The sequence below is a fragment of the Actinoplanes sp. NPDC089786 genome (genome assembly GCF_040684855.1).
GTDB lineage: Bacteria > Actinomycetota > Actinomycetes > Mycobacteriales > Micromonosporaceae > Actinoplanes.
Window position 1 is genome coordinate 48,900 of the sequence record NZ_JBFBGU010000010.1, and the last position, 20,454, is coordinate 69,353.

The 20,454-nt window shown below is 71.8% G+C and carries 25 protein-coding genes and 1 pseudogene; 9 read left to right on the forward strand and 17 right to left on the reverse strand.

Features of this window, described 5'->3' with window-relative positions; translation table 11 throughout:
• Window positions 1–121: 121 nt before the first annotated feature.
• From AB0O15_RS26365 to AB0O15_RS26375, 3 genes are read right to left on the reverse strand one after another with little or no spacing between them, the layout of a single operon-like run.
• Window positions 122–382, reverse strand: coding sequence for a hypothetical protein (locus AB0O15_RS26365; protein WP_364323357.1), 261 nt, complete (start codon window positions 380–382; stop codon window positions 122–124).
• A 39-nt stretch (window positions 383–421) separates the two neighbouring features.
• Window positions 422–1,597: an MFS transporter gene (locus tag AB0O15_RS26370; RefSeq protein ID WP_364323359.1), complete on the reverse strand. Its 1,176-nt coding sequence runs from the start codon at window positions 1,595–1,597 to the stop codon at window positions 422–424.
• Between the two features lie 3 nt (window positions 1,598–1,600).
• Complete coding sequence (locus AB0O15_RS26375; protein ID WP_364323361.1) at window positions 1,601–2,443, reverse strand: NAD(P)-dependent oxidoreductase; 843 nt, start codon at window positions 2,441–2,443, stop codon at window positions 1,601–1,603.
• Window positions 2,444–2,577: 134 nt separating this feature from the next.
• Between AB0O15_RS26375 and AB0O15_RS26380 the strand changes: the two genes are divergently transcribed.
• Both AB0O15_RS26380 and AB0O15_RS26385 read left to right on the forward strand, forming a co-directional pair.
• The gene (locus AB0O15_RS26380) at window positions 2,578–3,018 is read left to right on the forward strand and encodes a MarR family transcriptional regulator (protein ID WP_364323363.1); all 441 of its coding nucleotides are present in this window, start codon (window positions 2,578–2,580) and stop codon (window positions 3,016–3,018) included.
• Window positions 3,019–3,021: 3 nt separating this feature from the next.
• Entirely contained in the window at window positions 3,022–3,969 is a 948-nt protein-coding gene (locus AB0O15_RS26385) for a pirin family protein (protein ID WP_364323365.1), read from the forward strand.
• A gap of 61 nt (window positions 3,970–4,030) precedes the next feature.
• Here the strand turns inward: AB0O15_RS26385 and AB0O15_RS26390 are convergent, their stop codons facing one another.
• From AB0O15_RS26390 to AB0O15_RS26420, 7 genes are all read right to left on the reverse strand, one after another.
• Window positions 4,031–4,447 (reverse strand): hypothetical protein, encoded by a 417-nt coding sequence (locus tag AB0O15_RS26390; RefSeq protein ID WP_364323367.1) that lies wholly within the window; start codon window positions 4,445–4,447, stop codon window positions 4,031–4,033.
• Between the two features lie 37 nt (window positions 4,448–4,484).
• Window positions 4,485–5,111 (reverse strand): Clp protease N-terminal domain-containing protein, encoded by a 627-nt coding sequence (locus AB0O15_RS26395; protein ID WP_364323369.1) that lies wholly within the window; start codon window positions 5,109–5,111, stop codon window positions 4,485–4,487.
• Window position 5,112: 1 nt separating this feature from the next.
• Window positions 5,113–5,349, reverse strand: a complete 237-nt coding sequence (locus AB0O15_RS26400; RefSeq protein WP_364323371.1) for a helix-turn-helix domain-containing protein — start codon at window positions 5,347–5,349, stop codon at window positions 5,113–5,115.
• 213 nt (window positions 5,350–5,562) lie between these two features.
• Window positions 5,563–5,763 carry a DUF3072 domain-containing protein gene (locus tag AB0O15_RS26405; protein WP_364323373.1) on the reverse strand — a complete coding sequence of 67 codons (201 nt, stop codon included), beginning with the start codon at window positions 5,761–5,763 and terminating at the stop codon, window positions 5,563–5,565.
• A 46-nt stretch (window positions 5,764–5,809) separates the two neighbouring features.
• Window positions 5,810–6,571, reverse strand: a complete 762-nt coding sequence (locus AB0O15_RS26410) for a VOC family protein (RefSeq protein WP_364323375.1) — start codon at window positions 6,569–6,571, stop codon at window positions 5,810–5,812.
• A gap of 90 nt (window positions 6,572–6,661) precedes the next feature.
• The gene (locus AB0O15_RS26415) at window positions 6,662–7,918 is read right to left on the reverse strand and encodes a cation:proton antiporter (RefSeq protein ID WP_364323378.1); all 1,257 of its coding nucleotides are present in this window, start codon (window positions 7,916–7,918) and stop codon (window positions 6,662–6,664) included.
• A gap of 9 nt (window positions 7,919–7,927) precedes the next feature.
• A complete protein-coding gene (locus AB0O15_RS26420) occupies window positions 7,928–9,985 on the reverse strand; it encodes a SpoIIE family protein phosphatase (RefSeq protein ID WP_364323380.1) in 2,058 nt (685 codons plus the stop codon).
• A 181-nt stretch (window positions 9,986–10,166) separates the two neighbouring features.
• Between AB0O15_RS26420 and AB0O15_RS26425 the strand changes: the two are divergent.
• Window positions 10,167–10,907, forward strand: a pseudogene (locus tag AB0O15_RS26425) (hypothetical protein); the annotation flags it as partial.
• A gap of 1,083 nt (window positions 10,908–11,990) precedes the next feature.
• Here AB0O15_RS26425 and AB0O15_RS26430 read toward each other — a convergent pair.
• Both AB0O15_RS26430 and AB0O15_RS26435 read right to left on the reverse strand, forming a co-directional pair.
• Window positions 11,991–12,335, reverse strand: a complete 345-nt coding sequence (locus AB0O15_RS26430) for a DUF6401 family natural product biosynthesis protein (protein WP_364323382.1) — start codon at window positions 12,333–12,335, stop codon at window positions 11,991–11,993.
• Window positions 12,336–12,400: 65 nt separating this feature from the next.
• Window positions 12,401–12,607: a hypothetical protein gene (locus tag AB0O15_RS26435; protein ID WP_364323384.1), complete on the reverse strand. Its 207-nt coding sequence runs from the start codon at window positions 12,605–12,607 to the stop codon at window positions 12,401–12,403.
• A gap of 211 nt (window positions 12,608–12,818) precedes the next feature.
• On the opposite strand from AB0O15_RS26435, the gene AB0O15_RS26440 reads away from it, so the two are divergent.
• The 4 genes from AB0O15_RS26440 (at window position 12,819) to AB0O15_RS26455 (ending at window position 15,252) form a co-directional block, all read left to right on the forward strand.
• Window positions 12,819–13,418, forward strand: coding sequence for a hypothetical protein (locus AB0O15_RS26440; RefSeq protein WP_364323386.1), 600 nt, complete (start codon window positions 12,819–12,821; stop codon window positions 13,416–13,418).
• Window positions 13,419–13,486: 68 nt separating this feature from the next.
• Entirely contained in the window at window positions 13,487–13,987 is a 501-nt protein-coding gene (locus AB0O15_RS26445) for a hypothetical protein (protein ID WP_364323388.1), read from the forward strand.
• A gap of 13 nt (window positions 13,988–14,000) precedes the next feature.
• On the forward strand, window positions 14,001–14,846 hold the full coding sequence (locus AB0O15_RS26450; protein WP_364323390.1) for a helix-turn-helix domain-containing protein: 846 nt from the start codon (window positions 14,001–14,003) through the stop codon (window positions 14,844–14,846).
• Window positions 14,839–15,252 (forward strand): VOC family protein, encoded by a 414-nt coding sequence (locus AB0O15_RS26455; RefSeq protein WP_364323392.1) that lies wholly within the window; start codon window positions 14,839–14,841, stop codon window positions 15,250–15,252. Before AB0O15_RS26450 ends, AB0O15_RS26455 begins: the two co-directional genes overlap by 8 nt.
• Here the strand turns inward: AB0O15_RS26455 and AB0O15_RS26460 are convergent.
• The 4 genes from AB0O15_RS26460 to AB0O15_RS26475 form a co-directional block, all read right to left on the reverse strand.
• The gene (locus AB0O15_RS26460) at window positions 15,249–15,875 is read right to left on the reverse strand and encodes a response regulator transcription factor (RefSeq protein WP_364323394.1); all 627 of its coding nucleotides are present in this window, start codon (window positions 15,873–15,875) and stop codon (window positions 15,249–15,251) included. The two genes, AB0O15_RS26455 and AB0O15_RS26460, sit on opposite strands and share 4 nt — an antisense overlap.
• Window positions 15,872–17,104, reverse strand: a complete 1,233-nt coding sequence (locus tag AB0O15_RS26465) for a sensor histidine kinase (protein ID WP_364323396.1) — start codon at window positions 17,102–17,104, stop codon at window positions 15,872–15,874. Before AB0O15_RS26465 ends, AB0O15_RS26460 begins: the two co-directional genes overlap by 4 nt.
• 56 nt (window positions 17,105–17,160) lie before the next feature.
• Window positions 17,161–18,372 carry a glycosyltransferase gene (locus AB0O15_RS26470; protein WP_364323399.1) on the reverse strand — a complete coding sequence of 404 codons (1,212 nt, stop codon included), beginning with the start codon at window positions 18,370–18,372 and terminating at the stop codon, window positions 17,161–17,163.
• Window positions 18,373–18,473: 101 nt separating this feature from the next.
• Window positions 18,474–19,433, reverse strand: coding sequence for a helix-turn-helix transcriptional regulator (locus AB0O15_RS26475; RefSeq protein WP_364323401.1), 960 nt, complete (start codon window positions 19,431–19,433; stop codon window positions 18,474–18,476).
• 236 nt (window positions 19,434–19,669) lie between these two features.
• Between AB0O15_RS26475 and AB0O15_RS26480 the strand changes: the two genes are divergently transcribed.
• Entirely contained in the window at window positions 19,670–19,894 is a 225-nt protein-coding gene (locus AB0O15_RS26480; RefSeq protein ID WP_364323403.1) for a hypothetical protein, read from the forward strand.
• 14 nt (window positions 19,895–19,908) lie between these two features.
• The gene (locus AB0O15_RS26485) at window positions 19,909–20,133 is read left to right on the forward strand and encodes a hypothetical protein (protein WP_364323405.1); all 225 of its coding nucleotides are present in this window, start codon (window positions 19,909–19,911) and stop codon (window positions 20,131–20,133) included.
• Window positions 20,134–20,217: 84 nt separating this feature from the next.
• Here the strand turns inward: AB0O15_RS26485 and AB0O15_RS26490 are convergent, their stop codons facing one another.
• Window positions 20,218–20,451 carry a hypothetical protein gene (locus AB0O15_RS26490; protein ID WP_364323407.1) on the reverse strand — a complete coding sequence of 78 codons (234 nt, stop codon included), beginning with the start codon at window positions 20,449–20,451 and terminating at the stop codon, window positions 20,218–20,220.
• Window positions 20,452–20,454: the final 3 nt, after the last annotated feature.

The following is a 20,454-nucleotide window of genomic DNA, read 5'->3' on the forward strand; positions in this document are numbered from 1 at the left end:
CGACACCGATCAGGCTGTCCCGGGCTCGCTCCTCCACCACACCTCAGGAACGGTAGTGCTCTGGCTGGTAAAGATGATCCGCGAGGGCGGGCTTCCTGGCGGGAAACGCCGGATCAGAGGTCTACCTGAAGCGCCGGATGACACCGCGCGCCTTGAGCTTCTGCCACTGGTGGCGGCCGAGGAGGATCCCGCCGGAGTTGGTGCGGCCGAAGGCGACGTGGTTGATCACGGCGCGGGCCGCGGGCACCTGAAGCAGGATGGAGAGGATCAGGACACTGGTCAGAGTGGCGCGGGCGGCGTCGTTGCGCAGGGTGCGAATCAAGGCGGCGGCGACGGCGCCAGAGCAAGTCGCCAAGCACGAGCGGGAGCCCCAGGTGAACACGAGCGGGCACCCCAGGGGAACAAGCGCCGCCGCCGCCCGTCAGCCCGGGTCACGGCCGATCTTGATGGCTCGGAACGCGGGAATGGAGGCCGTCAGGAGCATCGCCGCCGCTGCTATCGCGCCGCCGGTGATGGCCACGACCGCGGTGCCGAAGGTTGCGGCCAGGAGGGGGGCGGCCAGCTGGCCGGCCGGGGAGGACGCCGTCGACCAGAACTCGTCGTGGGCGCCGACCCGGGAGAGCAGGCGCTCGGGGATGAGCGTGTTGGTGACGGTCTGCCAGGTGACGGTGAAGAACTCGGCGGCCGCGCCGGCCAGCAGGGACGCCGCGGCCAGCCCGACGGTGCCGGCGCCGGCGCCCAGCAGGATGAGCGGCAGCGTGGCCACGGTCATCGAGGACAGGGCCGGTCGCATCGGCCGGCTCATCAGCGGCACCCGCACCAGGACCACGCTGGAGAGCAGGGCGCCGGCGCCGCGGGCGCTCAGCACCAGGCCCCAGGCGGCGGCGCCGATGGTGGTGTTGGCGATGACCGGGCCGAGGATCTGCCAGAAGCCCATGTTGGCGGCGTTGAAGACGGCGAAGGCCAGGGTGACCGACCAGAACCAGCGGTGCGACCTGAACCAGGTCCAGCCTTCCCGCAGGTCGGCGGGCCGGGGCTCCAGGCGGGGCAACCTCATCCGGGCGAAGCAGGCGGCCGCCAGCAGGAACGAGGCGGCGTCGGCGGCGATCGCCCATCCGCCGCCGGCCGCGGCGGTGAGCAGGCCGGCGGCGGCCGGGCCGCCGATGCGGGCGATGTTGCCGGCCGCGGCCAGCAGGGAGCCGGCCCGCTGGAGGCCGGGACCGGAGGTCAGGTTGGCCAGGATGCCGCGGAGCGTGGGCGTGGTCAGGCCCTGGAAGACGCCGTTCAGGGCGGAGAACGGCAGCAGCAGCGCGGGATGCCGATCGGTGAGCAGGAGCACCGCGACGCCGGTCTGGGCGAGGCCGGCGCCGAGGCTGGTCAGCACGAGCACGGTGTCGCGGCGGTAGCGGTCGGCGACAGCGCCGCCGAGGAGCATCGTCGCGACCATCGGCACCAGGGCCGACGCGGTGACCGCGGACAGCCAGGCGGCGCTGCCGGTCAGCTCGAGGACGCCGAAGGCCAGGGCCACGGGCGACATGAAGCTTCCGATCAGCGAGATCGAGCGACCGGCGAAGAACCAGCGCAGCGCCGGGGACACCTGCTAAGGCCGGCCCTCGAAGATGTGCCGCGCGGTGAAGCCGATCAGCTCGCGCGCCGGTGCGAGGTCGATCGGCACGGTGCGGCCGGGGAACGACGGGCGCGGGGTGCCGGGGTGGAAGCGGGCCAGCAGGTCGTCGGTGGGGTACGGCGCCAGGGTCGTCGGCGCGGCCACGTAGACGACATGGCAGCCGGGCGACGCGGGGGTCAGCGCCGCCACCATGGCCCGGCCGGCGTCGCGGGTGTCCAGATAGGACCAGACGTCGTTGGCGCCGGTCAGCGGGTCGTCGGCGTATCGCCGGGCGGCCGAGGCCAGCCGGTCGGACGGCGAGCCGACGAACGGGAGCCGCAGCGCCACCACGGTCAGGTCGTAGCGGCGGCGCATCATGGCCGCCGTCTCCTCGTCGACGCGTTTCGACAGGGCGTACGCGTCGTGGATCTGCAACGGCAGCGCCGCGTCGATCGGCAGGTAGGGCATGGTCAGCCGGTGGGGCGCGAACGGCAGGCCGCAGATGGCGTAGCTGCTGGCCAGCGCGACCCGCCGCACCCCGGCCCGGCCGGCCTGGTCGAGCACGGTGAAGGTGGCCTGGGTGTTCAGGGCGAAGACGAGTTCGGCCGGGTCGCTCAGCGGGGACGGGATCGCGGCCAGGTGGATGACCGCGTCGACGTCGTCCAGCGCGCCGGCCACCACGCCGGGGTCCCGCGCGTCCCCGATGACCACCCGCGCGCCGTCACTCTCCAGGGGCACATTCGACAAGGCGGTGACGGGTACGCCCGAAGCGAGCAGATGATCGACGGCGGCGCGCCCGATCATCCCGCCGGCGCCGGTGACCAGGACGCGGGGCATCAGCGGACCGCCGTGGCCGGAACAGGGTGACGCGTGGGGAAGGCGATGCGGAGGGGAGCCATCAAAAAGCAGGCTAACGGAGGCGTACGCCACATCTCTGGTATTTCAATTTTGAAAGACCTATCGTGGGGATCGTGACCGAACCGCTCAGCCCGACGCAGCAGGAGTCGTGGCGCGCCTACGTCGAGTCGTCGTGGGCGCTGCACACCCGGCTCGAGGACGAGCTGCGGGCGGCCACCGGCCTGAGCATGGCCGACTTCCACGTGCTGGTCGTGCTGTCCGAGGCGCCCGGGAAGCGGTTGCGGATGGGCGAGCTGGCCGGGCGGCTGGTGTTCTCGCCCAGCCGGATCACCTACCAGATCAACTCGATGGTCAAGCGCGGCCTGGTCCGCAAGCAGCCGTGCGCCGCTGACGGCCGCGGCAGCGAGGCCGTGCTGACCAGCGCCGGCCTGACCGAGCTCGAGGCCGCCGCCCCGCTTCACCTCAGAACCGTTCGTGCCCGCTTCATCGACCACCTCGACGACGAGGAACTCGCCGTCATCGGCCGCGCGTTCGCCCGGATCAGAAAGGCCTGAGCCATGCCCGCCATCACCGTCGACGACGTCCTCGTCCTGCCCCGCCTGCCCGAACTCGACCCCGCCGCCCAGCAGCGCCCGGTCCGCCGGCTCACCACCGCGCCGAGCGGCTACGAGGGCGAGGGCTTCCCGGTGCGGCGCGCCTTCGCCGGCGTACCCGTCAACGAGCTCGACCCCTTCATCCACCTGGACCAGATGGGTGAGGTCGACTACGCCCCGGGCGAGCCGAAGGGCACACCGTGGCACCCGCACCGCGGCTTCGAGACGGTCACCTACATGATCGACGGCGTCATGGACCACCAGGACTCCAACGGTGGCGGCGGCACCATCACCAACGGCGACACCCAGTGGATGACGGCCGGCGGCGGCATTCTGCACATCGAGGCGCCGCCGGAGCAACTGGTGATGAGCGGCGGCCTGTTCCACGGCATGCAGCTGTGGGTGAACCTGCCGCGCGTGGCCAAGATGATCGCCCCGAAGTACCAGGACATCCGCGGCCGCGAGTCGGTCCTGCTCACCACCCCCGACGGCGGCGCGCTGATCCGGGTGATCGCCGGCGGCCTGGCCGGTCACGAGGGCCCCGGCTCCACGCACACGCCGATCAACCTGGCCCACGTCACGCTCCAGCCCGGCGCCCGCCTCGACCTGCCCTGGCCGGCCGACTACAACGCGCTGGTCTACGTGATGTCCGGCCGCGGCACGGCCGGCGCCGAGGCCCGGCCGATCGAGATGGGCCAGCTCGCGGTGTACGGCCCCGGCGACGCGATCCGGGTCTCGTCCTCGTCCGAGCTCGACCTGTTCATCATGGGCGGCCGCCCGCTCCGCGAGCCGGTGGCCCACCACGGCCCGTTCGTGATGAACACCCGCGAGGAGCTCAAGCAGGCGTTCGACGACTTCCAGAAGGGCCGCCTCGGCGTCGTCCCGGCCTCGAAACTGCCCCACACCGACTGACGTTCACCGGTGACCCGGCAGCTCCATGCGGGCCAGCTTGCCGGGTCGGCCACGGCGTCGGTCAGGAGCGCTCGGTGAAGTAGAGCCGCAGCCGGCCGTCCGACCAGGACACGTCGGTCACGGTGATCACCGAGGCCCGGGAGTTGAGCCAGCTGGTCGCCGCGCCGAAGGCCTCGGCCGCGGTCTGGCCGCTGAACGAGACCCGCTGGAGCCAGCCGTCGGTGTCGCGCGCCGGGTGGCTCGGCGCGGCCACCGAGGCGACCATCGGGTCGGGGCCGGTGATGACCGCGGTGGGGCCGATCGGCTCGCCGTTGACGACGCCCTGGATGAACCAGTCGTTGATGCTCTCGTCGTGCTCGACGGTCCAGCCGCTGATCGGGCCGAGGTCGGCGGCGATCGCGTTCTTGGCGTTGTCCATCGCGGCGTCGAGGGTGGTGACCTCGAGGTCACCGCCGTTGTACTCCACCCGGTAGTTCATGGGCGCCCCAGTACCCGGCCGGGGCGCCCGGGAACCTTCAGGCGGCCTTGTCGTTCAGCGCCTGGGTGAGCGTGGTGCGGAGGCGGCCGAGGTCGACCTCCCGTTCGGTGATGATCTGCATGGCCAGGCCGTCGCCCTCGCGGAGCAGGCCGAGCAGCAGGTGTTCGGGCGCGATGAAGTTGTGTTTCAGGCGGAGGGCCTCGCGCAGGCTCAGCTCCAGCACCTTCTTGTTGCGCGGGCTGAACGGGATGTGTCCCTTGGCGCCCTCGCCGGCGTAGAAGCGGCCGAACAGCCCGCGCCGTTTCGGCGCCTGCGCGCGGGGCAGCCGCAGCGCCCCGGGCCCGAAGTTCTCCTCGATGGCCCGGCGCACCTGGTCGAGGTCGATGCCGATGGCCTTGAGCGCCTCACGGTCGTCGGCGTCGCGGTCGACGAGGGTGGCGGTGTCCGGCGCGGCGTCGGCGGGGACCCGGCGGAGGATCTCGGCGCGGACGTAGCGCTGGTCGATGCCGTCCGCGGCGAGCGCCCGGGCGATGGCCGACGACGGGTCGGCCAGCATCGCCAGCAGCAGATGTTGGGTGCCGATCGGGGACTGGTGCAGCTCGCGCGCCTCATGCTGGGCGCCGACGACGATCTCTCGTGCGCCGTGGGTGAATCGCTCGAACATCTCAGTCCTTCCGTGGGTCGATCATCGGCATCAGGCGGGCGTGCTTCTTGTGCACGCCCTGCCGGGTCACCTCGAGCGCGTCGGCGATCTCCTGCCAGCTCCAGCCCTTGCGGCGGGCGTTGGCGACCTGGAGGTGTTCCAGGCCCTCGAGCAGGCGACGGAGGGCGACGACGGCACGCAGCCCGACCCGGGGGTCAGCACTGGAGGCGGCAGCAGCCAGGTCGGTCGCTTCGGTCATAGGTGTCAACCTACGTTGACGGGAGGTCTGCGTCAACCCGAGTTGACGGCCAGAAACCGATGTCGTAGCTGGGTGGGTGGTTCAGACCGTCGCTCCCGCCGAGGGTCGCTTCGCTCCACCTGCGTGCGCGGTCACCCGCAAAGGACAAACCCACAAAGACAAAGAAAGGGCCACCCCCGCTGCAGTAGGGGTGGCCCTTCGGTCAGGAGCGGCTCAGCGGCCGCGACCGGTCTTTTCCTGGAGCTCGTCGATCTTCTGGGACGCCTCCGCCTTGGTCAGCGTGGCGGGCACCTCTTCGTGGGCCTCGCTCGCCAGCGTGTGGAGATATGACTCCTGCGCCCCGGTGGCGGGCTCGTCACCCGTGGTCCAGTCGTCCGGGTCCTTGATCGTGTTGTCTCCGGAGGGAGCAGCCATGACCACGCCTTCTTTCATGGGTGTAGTTCTCGTACACCCGTGCTACCTACCCCGGGAAGGTCAGCTCCATGCCGGCCATCGCGCTGAAGGTCAGCATCAGGTCGACCGGGCGCGAGGTCGGGGCGGTCACCGCGAACGGCGTACCCCACGGGTCGCGCAGCTCGGCGATCAGCCCGAGCCCCATGTCGGTCGGGGCGATGACCACCTCGGCGCCCAGGTCGGCCGCCGTGGCCACGGTCGCCGCGCAGTCGGCCACCTGGAAGGCCGCCCGCCAGCGGGCCACCCGGCCGCCGGGGGCGAGGCCGGCCACCGCGTCGTGCCCGGGGGTCAGCCATTCGATACCGTCGCGCAGCAGCCAGCCGAACGCCGAGCCGTAGAACCGCTCGGCCTGCGCCGGGTCGGCGGTGAGCAGCTCGGGCCAGGCCATCGTGCCGGGCTCGCCGGCCATCTGGGCGCCGGCGAAGTCGGTCGCCTCCCACAGCCCGAGCGTCGCGCCGGACGGGTCGGCGACCACCGCGCCGCGGCCACCCCGGCCCTCGGTCGGCCCGCTCAGGCAGCGGCCACCGGCGGCGGCGAACCGCTGCACGGCCCGGCCCAGATCTTCGGCCGCGAAGTAGGTCAGCCAGCCGGCGGGACGGCCCGGCCGGGTCCGGGTGAGCCCGGCGACCGCCTGGCCGCCCAGTTTGAAGCGATCGCCGGCGGGATCCCAGCCGAACAGGCTCGCGTAGAACTCCTGAGCCCGGCCCGGCTCTGCACTGGCCAGTTCGACCCAGCAGGGTGCCGCCGGCGCGAAACCTCTGATCCGCATTGACTCGCTCCATCGTGGACGTCGCCGTGTGTCGACCACCATACGCCAATCAATACGCTCCGCCACCATCTGAGGGTTCAATGTCGGAAATTATCGAGTTTCAGTTACCGTGCGTGTTCTTAACTTCCACTGATCCAGCAATCGCATCACCGGCGTGACGGCGATGCCGTGCAGAACCACGGACACGAGCACGACGAACGCGACGGTCGCCCAGAGCAGATCGGACTGTGGGAACGTTGCGTGCGTCATCGCGTACGCCAGGTAGTAGAACGACCCGATCCCGCGGATGCCGAAGACGGCGATCACCCCGCGCTCGGCGTGTCGCCCTTCGGTGCCGATCAGCGAGGCATATCCGATCAGCGGGCGGACCACGAAGACCAGGGCCAGACCGACCAGCGCGGCCGGCCAGGTCAGCGGGGCGAGCAGACCGGTCACCACGGAGCCGCCGAAGAGGAGCAGCAGGAGGACGGTCAGCAGCCGCTCGGTCTGCTCGGCGAAGTCGTGCAGGATCTGGTGGAACTCGTGCGACCGCTCCAGCGACCGGATGCCCCGCGCCGCCACGAAGACGGCCAGGAAGCCGTAGCCGCCGGCCACCTCGACCACCCCGTAGGCCAGGAACGTCGCGGCCAGCGCCAGGAACCCCTCGGAGTGCTTGGCCAGCCGCAACGACTCGCGCTTGGGCCGGAAGAACAGCCGGCCCAGCAGCCGGCCGACGACCAGCCCGCCGGCGATCCCGACCAGGATCTTGAAGAAGACGTCCCGCACCGCCCACTCGGCCGTCCAGGCCAAACCACCGGCGCCGGCCAGTGCGATCGCCGCGTACACGAACGGGAAGGCGAGCCCGTCGTTCAGCCCCGCCTCCGAGGTGAGCGAGAACCGCACCTCGTCCTCGGAGTCCTCCTCGTCGGTGGGCTCGCCGACCTGCACGTCCGAGGCCAGCACCGGGTCGGTGGGCGCGAGCGCGGCGCCCAGCAGCAGCGCCGCGGCCGGCACCAGACCCGCCCACCACCAGCCCAGCAGCGTCACCGCGGCGATGGTCAGCGGCATCGCGATCGCCAGCAGCCGCCAGGTCGACTGCCAGCCACGGAGGCTGAGCGGCCGGTCGATCTTCAGGCCGGCGCCCATCAGCGCCACGATCACGCCGATCTCGGTCAGGTGCTCGGCCAGCTTCGGGTGGGCCAGCGGATCGGGTTCGGGCAGGCCCAGCGGCAGCGCGAAGACCGCCATGCCGAGCAGGAGGAAGACGATCGGCATGGACAGCGGGCGCCGTTCGAGCACCCGCGGCAGAATGCCGGCCAGCAGGGCACCCACCCCGATCAGGGCGAAGAGGAGATCACTGAGTTGCACCCCCGGTGGTTATCCCGGGATCAGCATCTCGAACCACACGGTCGAACCTCGAACCGTCGGATCGGTGCCCCAGCTGTCGCTGAGCTCCTCGATCAGGCCCAGGCCGCGGCCCCGGCTGCTGAGCGCGTCGGTGTGCGCGCGGGTGACGCTGCCCCGGGTGCCGGTGTCGGCCACGGACACCAGCAGGCGTTCGGCGGTCAGATCGACGCGGACCGACGCGGGGGTGCCCGCGTGGAGCAGGGCGTTGGTGGTCAGCTCGCTGGTGCACAGCACCGCGGCGCCGACCACCGGCTCGGGCACCTGCCACTCGCGGAGCTTGCCGGCCATCCAGGCCCGCACCCGGCTCGGCCCGGTCGGCTCGGCCGCCACCTGCATCGTCGCCGACCGGCTCAGCGCCAGCGCCCGCTCGACGGCCAGCACCGCCACGTCGTCGTCGGTCGAGCCGGTCACCGCCGAGGTGGCCAGCGCGCACATGTTGCGAGGGTCGCCGCCGACCGCTTTCGCCGCCGCTTCGACCAGGTCGTCCAGGCCGTCGGTGAGCGGGCGGCCCCGGCGCTCGACCACGCCGTCGCTGAACATCAGGATGGTGTCGCCCGGCTCGAGCGTCACCACCCCGGTCTGCCAGCGCCCGCCCAGCCCCAGCGGCGCGCCCGGCGGAACCTTGACCAGTTCGGCCGTGGCCGGGCCGCCGGAGACGCCGGCGCGGCGCAGCACCGGCGGCGGGTGCCCGGCGCTGGCCAGGGTGATCGTGCCGTCCTCGGTGTCCAGCAGGCCGTACACCACGGTCACGAAGATCTCTTCGTTGCGCGACTCGGCGCCCAGCGAGCCGACCAGCCGGTCGAGCCCGGCCAGCACGCTCGGCGGCGCCGGGTCGGTCAGCGCCAGGGCCCGCAGCGCCGCCCGCACCTGACCCATCACCGCGGCCGCCCGCACGTCGTGCCCGGCCACGTCGCCCAGCACCATCGCCAGCCGGCCGTCGGCCAGCTCGAACGCGTCGTAGAAGTCGCCACCGGCCGCGTTGCCGTCGACGCCCACGTCGTAGCGGGCGGCGATGCGAAACGTGTCCAGCTCGGGCAGGTGTTCCGGCAGCATGCTGCGCTGGAGCAGCTGGGCCGTGCCATGTTGGGCCTCGAACCGGCGGGCCCGCTCGGCGGCCTGCGCCACCAGCTCGGCGATCGCCGTCAGCAGCGCCCGCTCGGCCGGCAGCCACGCGTGGGGGTCGATGAAACCCATGGTCAGAGCACCACGCAACGACGGGGTGCGTAACGGCAGCACGGCCAGCGCCCGGATCCGGCGCTCATGCCGGTCGGTGGCCACCTCGGCCAGCGGCGTCCCGTCGGCCACGAACGTCGCCCGCCCCGCCTCGGCCACCGCCACCAGCGGCGCCCGCGGCTCGGTGACCCGCTTCCAGACCGGCGGCAGCCGCTCGTCCGCCTCGTCCAGCATCTCGCCCCGCACCCGCCGCACGTAGCGGTAGGCGGTCGCGCCGTCGTCGACCGCGAACACGCAATGATCAACATCAAAGGCGCTCATCGCGTACGAGAGGACGACCCGGGCCACGTCGTCGATGGTCATCGCGCCGGCCAGCCGCGCGGTCAGGTCACCGAGGCTCTGCAGCCGCCGGGTCACCTGGGTGGTCTCGGCGGCGACGGTCAGCACGCCGGCCACCAGCCCGTCCTGCCCGCGGACCACGGAGTGTCCCCGGGTGAACCAAGCCTGCTCACCCCGCGGCAGGTGCACCTGGGTCTCGGTTTCGAGGAACGGCTGCCCGCTGCGGTAGACGTCGTTGATCACGCCGCCGACGCTCGGCGCCTGCCACAGCGTGCCGAACACCTCGCCGGCCGGCCGGCCCAGCGCGCCGGGGTGCTTGTCGCCGAGCAACCCCGCATACGCCTCGTTGTAGAGCAGCAGATGGGTGTCGCCCCAGGTGAAGACCATGGGCACCGGGGAGGCCAGCATCACCTCGACGGCCGCGCGCACCACCGGGTCCCACGAGTCGATCGGGCCCAATGGGGTACGAACCCAATCGTGCGCCTGGAGCAAAGCGGCGCACGTGGTTCCGGCCATGGGGAAAGAGTATCCCGCCTCGTCCGTTTGGACGATGCCCTCCTGCCCGATAGTCCGATTCCTGACCGTACGACGGTCTCGTCACTTGTGTACGCCCTGCCCCAGCCGTTTCATCCTGCGGGTGGAGCGCGGTACCCCTAAGGTCGTTGTGACTCTTCTCGGCTCTCCCTAGGAGAAACGCATGACTGGCGACGGCCTCGGCCGCGGACTGAGCGACATGTGGCGCTCGGTCCTGTTGTTCCTCCCGGCCCTGCTGGCGTTCATCGTCATCCTGGTCATCGGCTACGTGGTGGCCCGGCTGCTGCGCGCGGCCGTCGGCAAGGGCCTGCACCGGATCGGCTTCGACCGCGCCGTCGACCGCGGCCCGATCGGCCGGGCCCTGCGCGGCAGCAAGATCACCGCCAGCGACGTGTGCGCCAAGATCGTCTACTACGGCATCCTGCTCTTCGCCCTGCAGCTGGCCTTCGGCGTCTTCGGCCCCAACCCGGTCAGCGACCTGCTCTCCGCCCTGATCGCCTGGCTGCCCCGGGCCTTCGTGGCCATCGTGATCATCGTGGTCGCCGCGGCCATCGCGAACGCCGCCGGCGACCTGATCGCCAGCGCCCTCGGCACTCTGCCCTACGGCCGCCTGCTGGCCCGCATCGCCTCCGTGCTGATCATCGCCCTGGGCGTGATCGCCGCCTTGGAGCAGGTGCAGATCGCCACCGCGGTCACCGGCCCCGTCCTGATCGCCGTCCTGGCCACCATCGCCGGCGTCACCATCGTCGGCGTCGGCGGCGGCCTGATCCGCCCGATGCAGTCGCGCTGGGAGTTCTGGCTGGGCCGGATGAGCACCGAGTCGGCCGTCATCCGCGAGCGCGCCCGCGCCTTCCAGGAGGAGAAGGCCGAGGCCGCCCGCCGCGCCGAGGAGGCACGCCTCGCCGAAGAGGCGCGCAAGGCCGAAGAGGCCCGCCTCGCCGAGGAAGCCCGCCGCGCCGAAGAGGCCCGGAAGGCCGAGGAAGCACGCAAGGCCGAAGAGGCCCGCAAGGCCGAGGAAGCACGTCTGGCCGAGGAGAAGCGCAAGGCGGACGAGGCCCGCAAGGCCGAGGAAGCTCGCCTGGCCGAGGAGAAGCGCAAGGCGGACGAGGCCCGCAAGGCCGAGGAGGCTCGCCAGGCCGAGGAGAACCGCAAGGCTTCCGAGGCCCGCCTCGCGGAAGAGGCCCGCGTGGCCGAAGAGACCCGCAAGGCCGCCGAGGCCCGCCAGGCTTCCGAGGCGCGTCAGGCTTCCGAGGCGCGTCAGGCCGAAGAGGCCCGGCGTGCGGCCGAGGCCGCCGAGCAGACCCAGGTCATCTCGTCCCTGCCGCCGGTCGACGACCGTCCGCACCTGGTCCCCGGCTTCGACCGCGACGACGACCCGACCGCCGAGGTGGTCCGCGACGACGAGAGCGAGAAGACCCAGATCCTCCCGCAGCCCGGCCGCAACGCCGGCGAGACCCAGGTCCTGCCGCCCCCGGACGACGACCCCACCGAGGCCGGCCCCACCCCGGGCCCCGGCAAGCGCCGCTGACCCAACACCCGCCGCGGGCAACCGTGGCCAGGGCACGCCAAGAGCCGCCGGCCCCTTCTGCTCTGAGCGCGTATAGGCACCACTCGGCAGACGTGATCCGAGTGGTGCCTATACGCGCTCAGAGCAAGGCGTGGCGGAGGGGCTGGCGCGGCGTGCTCGGAGGGTGGTCACTTACGCGTGGTGCCTATACGCGCTCAGAGCAAGGCGCGGCGGGTGGGGGTTGGGCGCGGAGCCCGGAGGGTGACCACCTACCCGGAATGAAGGGTGGGCGGCTCTGTTCTGGCCGGTCACGGCCTTGGAGTCGCGCGCCCGGCCTCGGCGGGAGCTGCGGTCTGAACCACCCACCCAGGCACGACATCAAGCTCTTGATCTTGAAGTGTCGGGCATGGGAGTGGGCCGGCGCCGAAGAGGATCGGCGCCGGCCCTGGGAACGTGCGATGGCCGGTCAGCGGAAGAGCGTCAGAGCGTTGTGGCCAGCGTGACGACGGCCAGCAGGCGGCGGAGGACCCAGTCGTTGGCGGTCCAGTCGATGGCGCCGGTGGGAGGCGTCCAGCCGTGCTTGAAAGCGGCGTCGCGCACCCCCTCGGCGTAGGCGGCCAGGATCACCGGCGTGAGCGCCTTGACGTCCGCGGACAGGCTGTCGCGGACGCCGGCGGCGTGCTGGTCGATCGCGGCCAGCAGGGACGGCGAGGCGGCCACGGCGGCCAGGCCGGAGACGCCGACCGAGGCCGACAGCTCGTCGAGGGACACGTGGGCGGAGCGCAGGGCAGCGCGGGCGGCAGCGCCGCTGAACAGGCCATTCATGTGAGAGAACGTTAGGGAGCCCGGGGTTGCCGACGGTTCTCCCGACCGGTGCAGCTCGGTTGAAGCTATTCGGCGGCCTCGGCGCTGCTCCGGCGGCGGGTGGCGTCGTCGGCCAGGATCACGGTGGCCACGACCAGGGCCACGACCACGGCGAAGAGCCAGGAGGCGTCGTCGACCAGGCGGGCCGCCAGGGGGGCCTGGAATGCGACGATCAGGAAGCCCAGCCAGGCGAAGCGACGCTGACGAGCGGACAGGAAGCCTTCGGAACGCATTCGGACAGTCTGGCTCGATCCGGGCGCTTCGCCGTCACCCGTTCGGCCGATTCTGCGTTGACCGTTGGTGCCCCCAGCGCTGAGTCAAGGTAACTCAACCATTCGTGTGACATCGGCGTTCGCGCTGGTCACCGCCTTGACAGTGGGCGCGTGCACGCCGATGGCGCCCCGGCCGCCGGCGCCGGTGCCGCCGGCTACGGATCGTGTCGTGGTGGGTGCGCTCCGCGGGCGTACGGGCGCGGCGTTACTGGTCGGCGACGCGGCGTCCCGGGTCGAGGTGCGGCTGGCCGAGATGCCGGGGCTGCTCTACCGGGTCACCACGCCGGCCGACGGGGGACTGGCGCCGCACGTGACGGTGCGGCGGGGGGTGCTGCGGCTGGATCTGCGGCCGACCGGCGGCACGGGGCCGGACATCGTGCGGATCGTCCTGAACCGCCGGGTCCGCTGGGACGTGCGGCTGCCCGCGGGCGCCGGCGAGCAGCAGCTGGACCTGGCGGCGGGGCGGGTCACCCGGGTCGAGCTGGGGGCGTCCGGCCTGGTCGAGCTCAACCTGCCACACCCCTGGGGCACCGTCCCGGTGGTGCTGCGCCGGGGCGCCGGCACGGTCGAGATGACCACGCCGCCGGCCACGCCCGTCCGGCTGAACCTGCTGGAAGGCGCCGGCGCGGTGACCACACCCTGGACCGTCAACAACGGCACCCCGGCCGCCACCATGCTGACCGCCCCGGGCTGGCACCGCAGCACCGACCGCTACACGATCCGCCTGGCCTCCGGCGCCGGCTCCATCACCGTGCGCGAGCGCGAGCCCTAGCGGAGAGCGGGATCGACGACGGCAGGACCCGGCGAATCAACAGCGGGGAGGTCGGGTAAGAAGACCGCATGACCGACGAACCGTTGTACGCCAAATGGGGCTTCACCGACGCCGAATGGGGCCTCCTTGTCGGCCTGCCGCAGGCTGTGCTCACCGCGGCCAGCGCCGCCAGCCAGGACGGCGCCCGCAAGACCCGGGCCGAGAACGAGGCCGGGCTCGACAAGATCTCCGAGGCCCGCGCCTCGGCCAGCGGGCTGGTGGTCGAGGTGGCGTCCGAGGCGCTGGGCGCGGCCGGCGACCCCGAGCTGGGTGAGGACCCGCCGGTGATCGAGCCGGCCGACCCGATCGGGTACGCCCGGGACGTGCTCGTCCGGGCCAAGGAGGTGAACGCCGTCCTGGCCGCCAAGGCGACCCCGGCGGACGCCGAGACCTACAAGCACTGGCTGGTCGAGATCGCCGACTCGGTGGTCGGCGCGGCCAGCACCGGCGGGGTGCTCGGCATCGGCGGCGAGGCGGTCACCGACCGGGAACGCAACTTCCGGGACAACCTCGCCCAGACGCTGAGCTGATACAAACGGCGGTATGACGGTTGACGAGTACGTGCAGGCCCGGCCCGCGCCGGGCCTGCGGCCGTTCGTCGGCTGGTACTCGGGCTACCGCCAGCGTGGCCTCCCGCCGGGCGTGCACCGCGGGCTGCCGTCGCCCTACCTCACGCTCATCCTCACCCTGGACGAGCCGCTCACCGTCCGCGCGCACCCCGACGGCCGTCAGCCGCCGGGCACCTACGACACGCTGCTCGGCGGTCTGCACCTCGCACCGGCCCTGATCGCGCACGACGGCGCCCAGTCCGGCGTGCAGATCGCCGTCCACCCGCTCGGCTGCCGCGCGCTGTTCGGCCTGCCCGCCGGTGAGCTCGGCGGCCTCGACGTCGACCTGCCCGCGGTGATCGGCGACCGGGCCGCGTCGGCCCTGCGCTCCGCCGTCCAGGCCCACGACCGCTGGCCCGACCGCTTCGCCGCGCTCGACACGACCCTCCTGCGCCTGCGCGGCGACAATTCCAAGATCAACCCCGATGTGGGGTACGCGTACGAGCGCCTGCTCGCCACCGGCGGCACCGTCACCGTTCGCGACCTGGCCGCCGAGGTCGGCTGGAGCACCCGCCACCTGACCACCCGGTTCCGGGCCGAGACCGGGCTCGGCCTCAAGGAGGCGGCCCGGGTGACCCGCTTCGACCGGGCCCGGCGCCGCCTGCGCCCCGGCGTCAAGCTGGCCGACCTGGCCGCCGCCACCGGCTACTTCGACCAGGCCCACCTGGCCCGCGACTTCCACGCGTTCGCCGGGGTCGCGCCCACGCGGTGGCTCGCCGACGAGATCGCATTTGTCCAAGCCGGCGCCGGCCTCACCGCCGAGGATGAAAGGCATGACTGATCTGACCCCGCCACCGGCCGTGTGGCCCACGCTCCGGGCGACCGACGCCCGCGCCCTGATCCGCTTCCTCGTCGACGTGGTCGGCTTCGAGGAGACCGCCGTGTACGGCGACGGCGACACCGTGCAGCACTGCCAGCTCTCCTGGCCGCTCGGCGGCGGCATCATGCTCGGCTCGGCCACCGGCCGCGGCGACGACGACACCTGGGCCCTGCGCCCGGGCACCTTCGGCTGCTACGTGGTCGCCGACGACATCGACGCCTTGCACGAGCGGGTCAAGGCCGGCGGCGCCCCGATCACCCGCGAGCCGGCGACCACCGACTACGGCTCCCGGGAGTTCGCGATGAAAGACCCCGAGGGCAACCTGTGGAGCTTCGGCACCTACCGCGGCGAGCCCAGGAAGGGCTAACCGCGTCCGAGGAGGCCTCGCTCGAAGGCGGCCGCCACGGCCGCGGCGCGGTCGCGGACGCCCAGTTTGGCGTACACGTGGAGCAGGTGGGTCTTGACCGTGGCCTCGGAGATGAAGAGGCGCTGGGCGGCCTCCCGGTTGGTGCCGCCCTGGGCGATCAGCGTCAGGACCTCCAGCTCGCGCTGGCTCAGCGGCTCGGCGGCGGGTGATCGCAGCCGGCCGATCAGCCGGCCGGCCACCGCGGGGGAGAGCACCGACTCGCCGCGGTGCGCCGCCGACACCGCCCGGAACAGATCCTCGCGCGGGGTGTCCTTGAGGAGGTAGCCGGTCGCACCGGCCTCGATCGCGGGCAGCACGTCGCGGTCGGTGTCGTACGTGGTCAGCACCAGGACGCGGGCGGCCGAGCCCGCCTTCTTCAGGGCCCCGATGGTGGTGACTCCGTCCATGCCGGGCATGCGCAGGTCCATCAGGACGACGTCCGGCCGCACCGACCCGGCCACGGCGAGCGCCTCCCGCCCGTCGCCGGCCTCGCCGACCACCTCGAACCGGTCGTCGCCGGCGAACATGCCGCGCAGGCCGTCGCGGACCACCGGGTGGTCGTCGACGATCAGCAGCCGGATCACGCGGCGGCCCGCACGCAGGCCGAGATCGCGGTGCCGGCGCCCGGCTCGGACTCGACCTCGAGCGTGCCGGCGATCCGGCGCAGGCGCTCACGCATCGCGGTCAGCCCGTGCCCGCCGGCCTCGGACGCCTCCCGGGGCGCCGCCGGGTCGAAGCCGGCGCCGTCGTCCCGCACGTCCAGCGACACCACATCCTCCATGTAGGACAGGGTGAGGGTGACCCGGGAGGCGCCGGCGTGCCGGGCCACGTTGGCCAGCGCCTCCTGCGCCGCCCGCAGCAACGTCGTCTCCACCTCGGGCGTGAGCGGCCGCACCGTGCCGGTGGTGATCAGCTCGGCCGGCACGTCGTTCAGCGCGGCCCAGTCGTCGACCACCCCGGTGAGCGCGTCCGGCAGCGCCGCCGCGGCCAGCTGCTGCGGGCGCAGCGCCTGTACCGACCGGCGGACCTCGGTCAGGCCGTCCCGGGCCAGGCGCCTGGCCTGGGCCAGGTGCCGGTCGTGGTCGGCCGGCCGGTCGGTGGCCGCGTCGGCCGCCTCCAGCTGCGTCACGATGCCGGTCAGCCCCTGCGCCAGCACGTCGTGGATCTCCCCGGCCAGCCGCTGGCGTTCGTCGAGCACGCCCGCCTCCCGGGCCTGGGCGAGCAGCTGGGCGTGCAGGCCGGCGTTCTCGCGCATCGCGGCGGCCAGTTTGGTGTTGGCCTCGCCCAGCTCGATCACCATCTGGCGGCGGCGTTCCGACTCGGCGTCGTTGGACATCGCCATCCGGGTCATCGCCACGCCGATGACGACGTTGAAGGCCAGCAGCACCAGGAAGCCCGGCAGCACCCCCGGCTCGGCGATGACGACGAAGCCACCGATCTGGCCGATGGCGCTGAACACGGCGACCAGCGCGGCCCCGGCCAGGGCCCGCCGCCCCTGCAGCGCCGTCACCACGAACATGTAGCCGCTCCAGATGAACAGCGCGAACAGCGGGCTGGCCAGGATCAGCACCGGGAAGAAGCAGTAGAGCCCGATCAGGAAGACCCGCATCACCGCCGGCCGGTCGATCCACTGCGGATGCAGGGTGATGAACCAGAACAGCCACAGCGCCACGGCGCCGACCACGGCCAGCCCGACCGGGATCGGCAGCACCTGCGAGAAGTCGGTGAGCAGCATCAGCACGGTGGAGCCGGCCAGCGTTCCGTACGGAAGCCAGCGGATCGCCCGCCGCCCGAACCCGTGGCGCGTATCCATGACTACGAGCCTGGCACGCGTTCGGGCCGCCGGTATCAACCGGTTGGTGGACCCGGTCAGACCTGGGCGACCGCTTCCTCTTCGGCGGGCTTGCCACGACCGGTGACCGCCGAGTAGACCGAGCCGACCTGGGCGGCGACCCGCTTCCACGAGTACGCCTGCCGGGCCCGGTCGAGCGCGGCCGTGGCGTACGCGAACCGGCGTACCTTGTCGTTGACCAACCGGCGCAACGCACCGCCCAGCGCGCGGGGGTCGCGGGGCGGGACCAGATCGCCGGTCAGGCCGTCCACGACGGTCTCGGTGAGACCACCGACGGCGGTGCCGACCACGGGTACGCCACACGCCATCGCCTCGAGCGGCGACATCTCGAACTGGTCCTGCCACGGCGCGGCGACCAGGAGGTCGGCCGAGCGGTACCAGGCCGGCAGGTCCCGGGCCGGCACCCCACCGATCAGCCGCACCCGGTCGGCGACCTGGTACTTCTCGGCCATCGCGCGCAGCGACCGCGCGGCCGGGTCGGAGGCGAGCTGCTCGGGCGGCGGACCACCGATCACGATCATCTCGGCGCCCGGCACGTACCGCAGCGCCTGGATCACGTCGCCGAAGCCCTTGCGCTCGACCAGCCGGCCCACCGACAGGATCCGTGGCCGTTCCGGGTCACGATCGGCGACCGGCCCGTCCGGGGAGAACCGCTCACTGTCGACCCCGGCCGGCACCACGGTCAGCCGGGCCCGCGGCACGCCGATGCGCATCAGGCCCTGCACCTCGTCCTGGCTCTGCGCGACCACCCGGTCGACGGCCCGGCCGAGCGCCCGCTCGTAGCCCGACCGCGACGGCGTCTTCCCGGCGGTGGTGGGCAGGTCGGCCAGCTCGTGGAAGGACTGCACGACCGGGATGCCGACCTGCCGGGCGGCGGTGACGGCGGCGAGGCCGCTGGTCCAGAAGTGCGCGTGTACGACCTCGGGGCGCCAGTCGCCGGCCCACGCCTGCTGCAGCCACTTCGCGAAGTCGCCCATGTGCGGGAGGAGCAGGTCGGGCGGCACGGTCTCGGCCGGTCCGGCCGGAACATGCACGACGCGTACGCCGGAAGCCATCGTCACGATTTCGTCGAGCCCGCCGCGGTCCCGCCGCGTGTACACCCGTACCTCGTGCCCGAGCCCCGCCAGCGCGGCCGACAGGTCGGCGACGTGCCGGCGCTGGGCGCCACCGGTGGCGTCCCCACCATCCGCAAGCGGACTGGCGTGCTCCGAGATCATCGCGATGCGCAACAGGGCCCCTCCTCCAGCGATTACGCGGTGCAGATGCCCGAACCCAAATTCCGTAAACATGAGCCCCGTTGCACCCCACCTTTCCGCAGCGTATCCCCCAGTCAGCCGGTCGAGGACTTGTACCGCCGCGCGTACTCCGCCAGGAGTGGTTCCACCTCGGGGGTGGCCGCTTCCCACAGCTCGTCGAACACCCTGATGTACCGCCGGACGTCCTCTGCTCCCGGAGATGTCACGGCAGTGTTGAACAGGTCGATGACCACCCAGCGCTCGTCAGCCACCTCGAAGCCGGTGGAGAGCGGGCCGGGCAGCCGCTGGGTGAACGGCAGGATCCTGATCCGGAATCGGTCGGTGGCGGCGAGTTCCTGGATGAATTCGATCTGCTGAAGCATCGCGTGGTCGTCGGCCACGCGATTGGCCAGAGCCGCCTCGGACATGACGATAGCCACCCGGGTAGCGCGCTCCTGGAGCACCTCACGACGACGAATGCGGGCGGCGGCCGCGTCCATCAGCTCAGACTCCGGGGGCACCTTCCCCGGCGCGGCGCCGAGTGTCTGCGTGGAGATGATCACTGCTGTGGCGTAGTGACCGGTCTGAAGCAGGCCGGGAATCGTGGTCGGATTGAACAACCGGACGAACTTGCTCTTCTGCTCGAGTTCGGCGATCTGTCTCTGCGTGACGACAGCGCTCGCATCCGTGCGCAGGTCCTGCATCCGGTTGTGTTCCCCGTCGGCGTCGTCCACGAGTTGCTCAACCACCTCGGAGGGCAGATTCAGCGCGTCGGCGATGCGGCGGACAGCGGCCGGATCCGGCAGAACGGCTCCGGTCTCGATCCGGGAGATCTTGGACTGTGTCATTCCCACCAGGTCGGCCAGCTGGTGTCCGCTCAAGCCGGCCCGGCGGCGGTGGCTCTGGAGTCTTGGTCCGACGAGTCTCTCGTCAGCCGGACTGGACGAGCCCGATCCCGTGGGCCTCAAGGACTCGCCCCTCTCGTTGCGTTCAGCCGATGCCGTCGGCGGCGGCGGACCGGATGAGTTGGATCGGGACCTCCACAAGCAGTTCACCGGCGGGAACGGTGATCCCCGCAGCAGCGCTCGTGACCTGGTAAACCTGGATGATCATGGTGCCGCGACCCGATCGATACACGGTAGGGCGGGTCCCGCTGATGCATGTGTTTGCACGACCCTTGGACCGAGGTCGTCAGACGTCTCATGTGCCAGGCCAGCATTGGTCACGGGCGCACCGTATGCAAACCTGCTCGTCCTATGCAAGATCAGTCCTGTCTCAATCAGGCTCATTCATGCTTTTGAACCTCGGGCCCATCGAAGCGATCGCGCCGGGTGCCGGCATCGTCGTCCTTCTCGGCCTCGCCGGTTTCTGTCTCCTGATGTCCGTCCGGCTGGTCCCGCGAGCGGTTGCCGCGCTCGGTGAGCTGGTGCAGGCGGCGGCCGCCGCCGCGATCGTCGCCATCGGGGCCTGCGCCGGGCTGTTCTTTCTTGCCGTCGCTCTGATCATGTCACTCTGACTGGAGGCCCGGAGATGAACAATTTCGCGGTGTTGTGCGCGGTCGTGGTCCTGATCGCGTTGTTCCTCACGGTGGAGATCGCCTCGGCTGTGCTGCCGATCGTCGTCGTCATCACGTTCGTGCCGCCGGAGCAGCGACCTGCTCTGGCTCATCTCATCGCGACCGCGGACAGCTCCCGGAAGTTCCGGCTGTGGCGAGCGCTGCGGCTCGCCGTTCAGGCCCGCCGAGGTCAGCGCTAGATCGGCAGGTCGGGGATTAGCCCACCGCGCGATCGTTCAGGATTCCCGCCTTGTAGACGATCCGCAACAACGCGCGCGCCTCGCTCAGGCGACGTTGTCAGTGACCGACAGGAGAAGAGGCAAAGGGATCTCGACCAACTTTTCACCATCGGACACGGAAATGCCGACCGAGCCGGGTTCGATCATGTGCCCCTGCACGATCAACGTTCCCCGGTCGGTTCGATAGATGGTCGGGCAACTGCCCGAGCTGCAGGATGCGGCAATCTTTTCCACAATTGTGGGAGCGACCGCGTGCGGATCTTTCTGCTCGTCTGCCATCAC

What these genes read in the sequence shown, in the direction of transcription:
- AB0O15_RS26395 (WP_364323369.1), bottom strand. Translation starts at nt 5,111, where the DNA reads ATGTTCGAGCGATTCACCCACGGCGCACGAGAGATCGTCGTCGGCGCC.
- AB0O15_RS26445 (WP_364323388.1), top strand. Translation starts at nt 13,487, where the DNA reads ATGACCGACGAACCGTTGTACGCCAAATGGGGCTTCACCGACGCCGAA.
- AB0O15_RS26375 (WP_364323361.1), bottom strand. Translation starts at nt 2,443, where the DNA reads ATGCCCCGCGTCCTGGTCACCGGCGCCGGCGGGATGATCGGGCGCGCC.
- AB0O15_RS26420 (WP_364323380.1), bottom strand. Translation starts at nt 9,985, where the DNA reads ATGGCCGGAACCACGTGCGCCGCTTTGCTCCAGGCGCACGATTGGGTT.
- AB0O15_RS26435 (WP_364323384.1), bottom strand. Translation starts at nt 12,607, where the DNA reads ATGCGTTCCGAAGGCTTCCTGTCCGCTCGTCAGCGTCGCTTCGCCTGG.
- AB0O15_RS26385 (WP_364323365.1), top strand. Translation starts at nt 3,022, where the DNA reads ATGCCCGCCATCACCGTCGACGACGTCCTCGTCCTGCCCCGCCTGCCC.
- AB0O15_RS26430 (WP_364323382.1), bottom strand. Translation starts at nt 12,335, where the DNA reads ATGAATGGCCTGTTCAGCGGCGCTGCCGCCCGCGCTGCCCTGCGCTCC.
- AB0O15_RS26465 (WP_364323396.1), bottom strand. Translation starts at nt 17,104, where the DNA reads ATGGATACGCGCCACGGGTTCGGGCGGCGGGCGATCCGCTGGCTTCCG.
- AB0O15_RS26390 (WP_364323367.1), bottom strand. Translation starts at nt 4,447, where the DNA reads ATGAACTACCGGGTGGAGTACAACGGCGGTGACCTCGAGGTCACCACC.
- AB0O15_RS26485 (WP_364323405.1), top strand. Translation starts at nt 19,909, where the DNA reads ATGAACAATTTCGCGGTGTTGTGCGCGGTCGTGGTCCTGATCGCGTTG.
- AB0O15_RS26405 (WP_364323373.1), bottom strand. Translation starts at nt 5,763, where the DNA reads ATGGCTGCTCCCTCCGGAGACAACACGATCAAGGACCCGGACGACTGG.
- AB0O15_RS26400 (WP_364323371.1), bottom strand. Translation starts at nt 5,349, where the DNA reads ATGACCGAAGCGACCGACCTGGCTGCTGCCGCCTCCAGTGCTGACCCC.
- AB0O15_RS26490 (WP_364323407.1), bottom strand. Translation starts at nt 20,451, where the DNA reads ATGGCAGACGAGCAGAAAGATCCGCACGCGGTCGCTCCCACAATTGTG.
- AB0O15_RS26410 (WP_364323375.1), bottom strand. Translation starts at nt 6,571, where the DNA reads ATGCGGATCAGAGGTTTCGCGCCGGCGGCACCCTGCTGGGTCGAACTG.
- AB0O15_RS26455 (WP_364323392.1), top strand. Translation starts at nt 14,839, where the DNA reads ATGACTGATCTGACCCCGCCACCGGCCGTGTGGCCCACGCTCCGGGCG.
- AB0O15_RS26450 (WP_364323390.1), top strand. Translation starts at nt 14,001, where the DNA reads ATGACGGTTGACGAGTACGTGCAGGCCCGGCCCGCGCCGGGCCTGCGG.
- AB0O15_RS26480 (WP_364323403.1), top strand. Translation starts at nt 19,670, where the DNA reads ATGCTTTTGAACCTCGGGCCCATCGAAGCGATCGCGCCGGGTGCCGGC.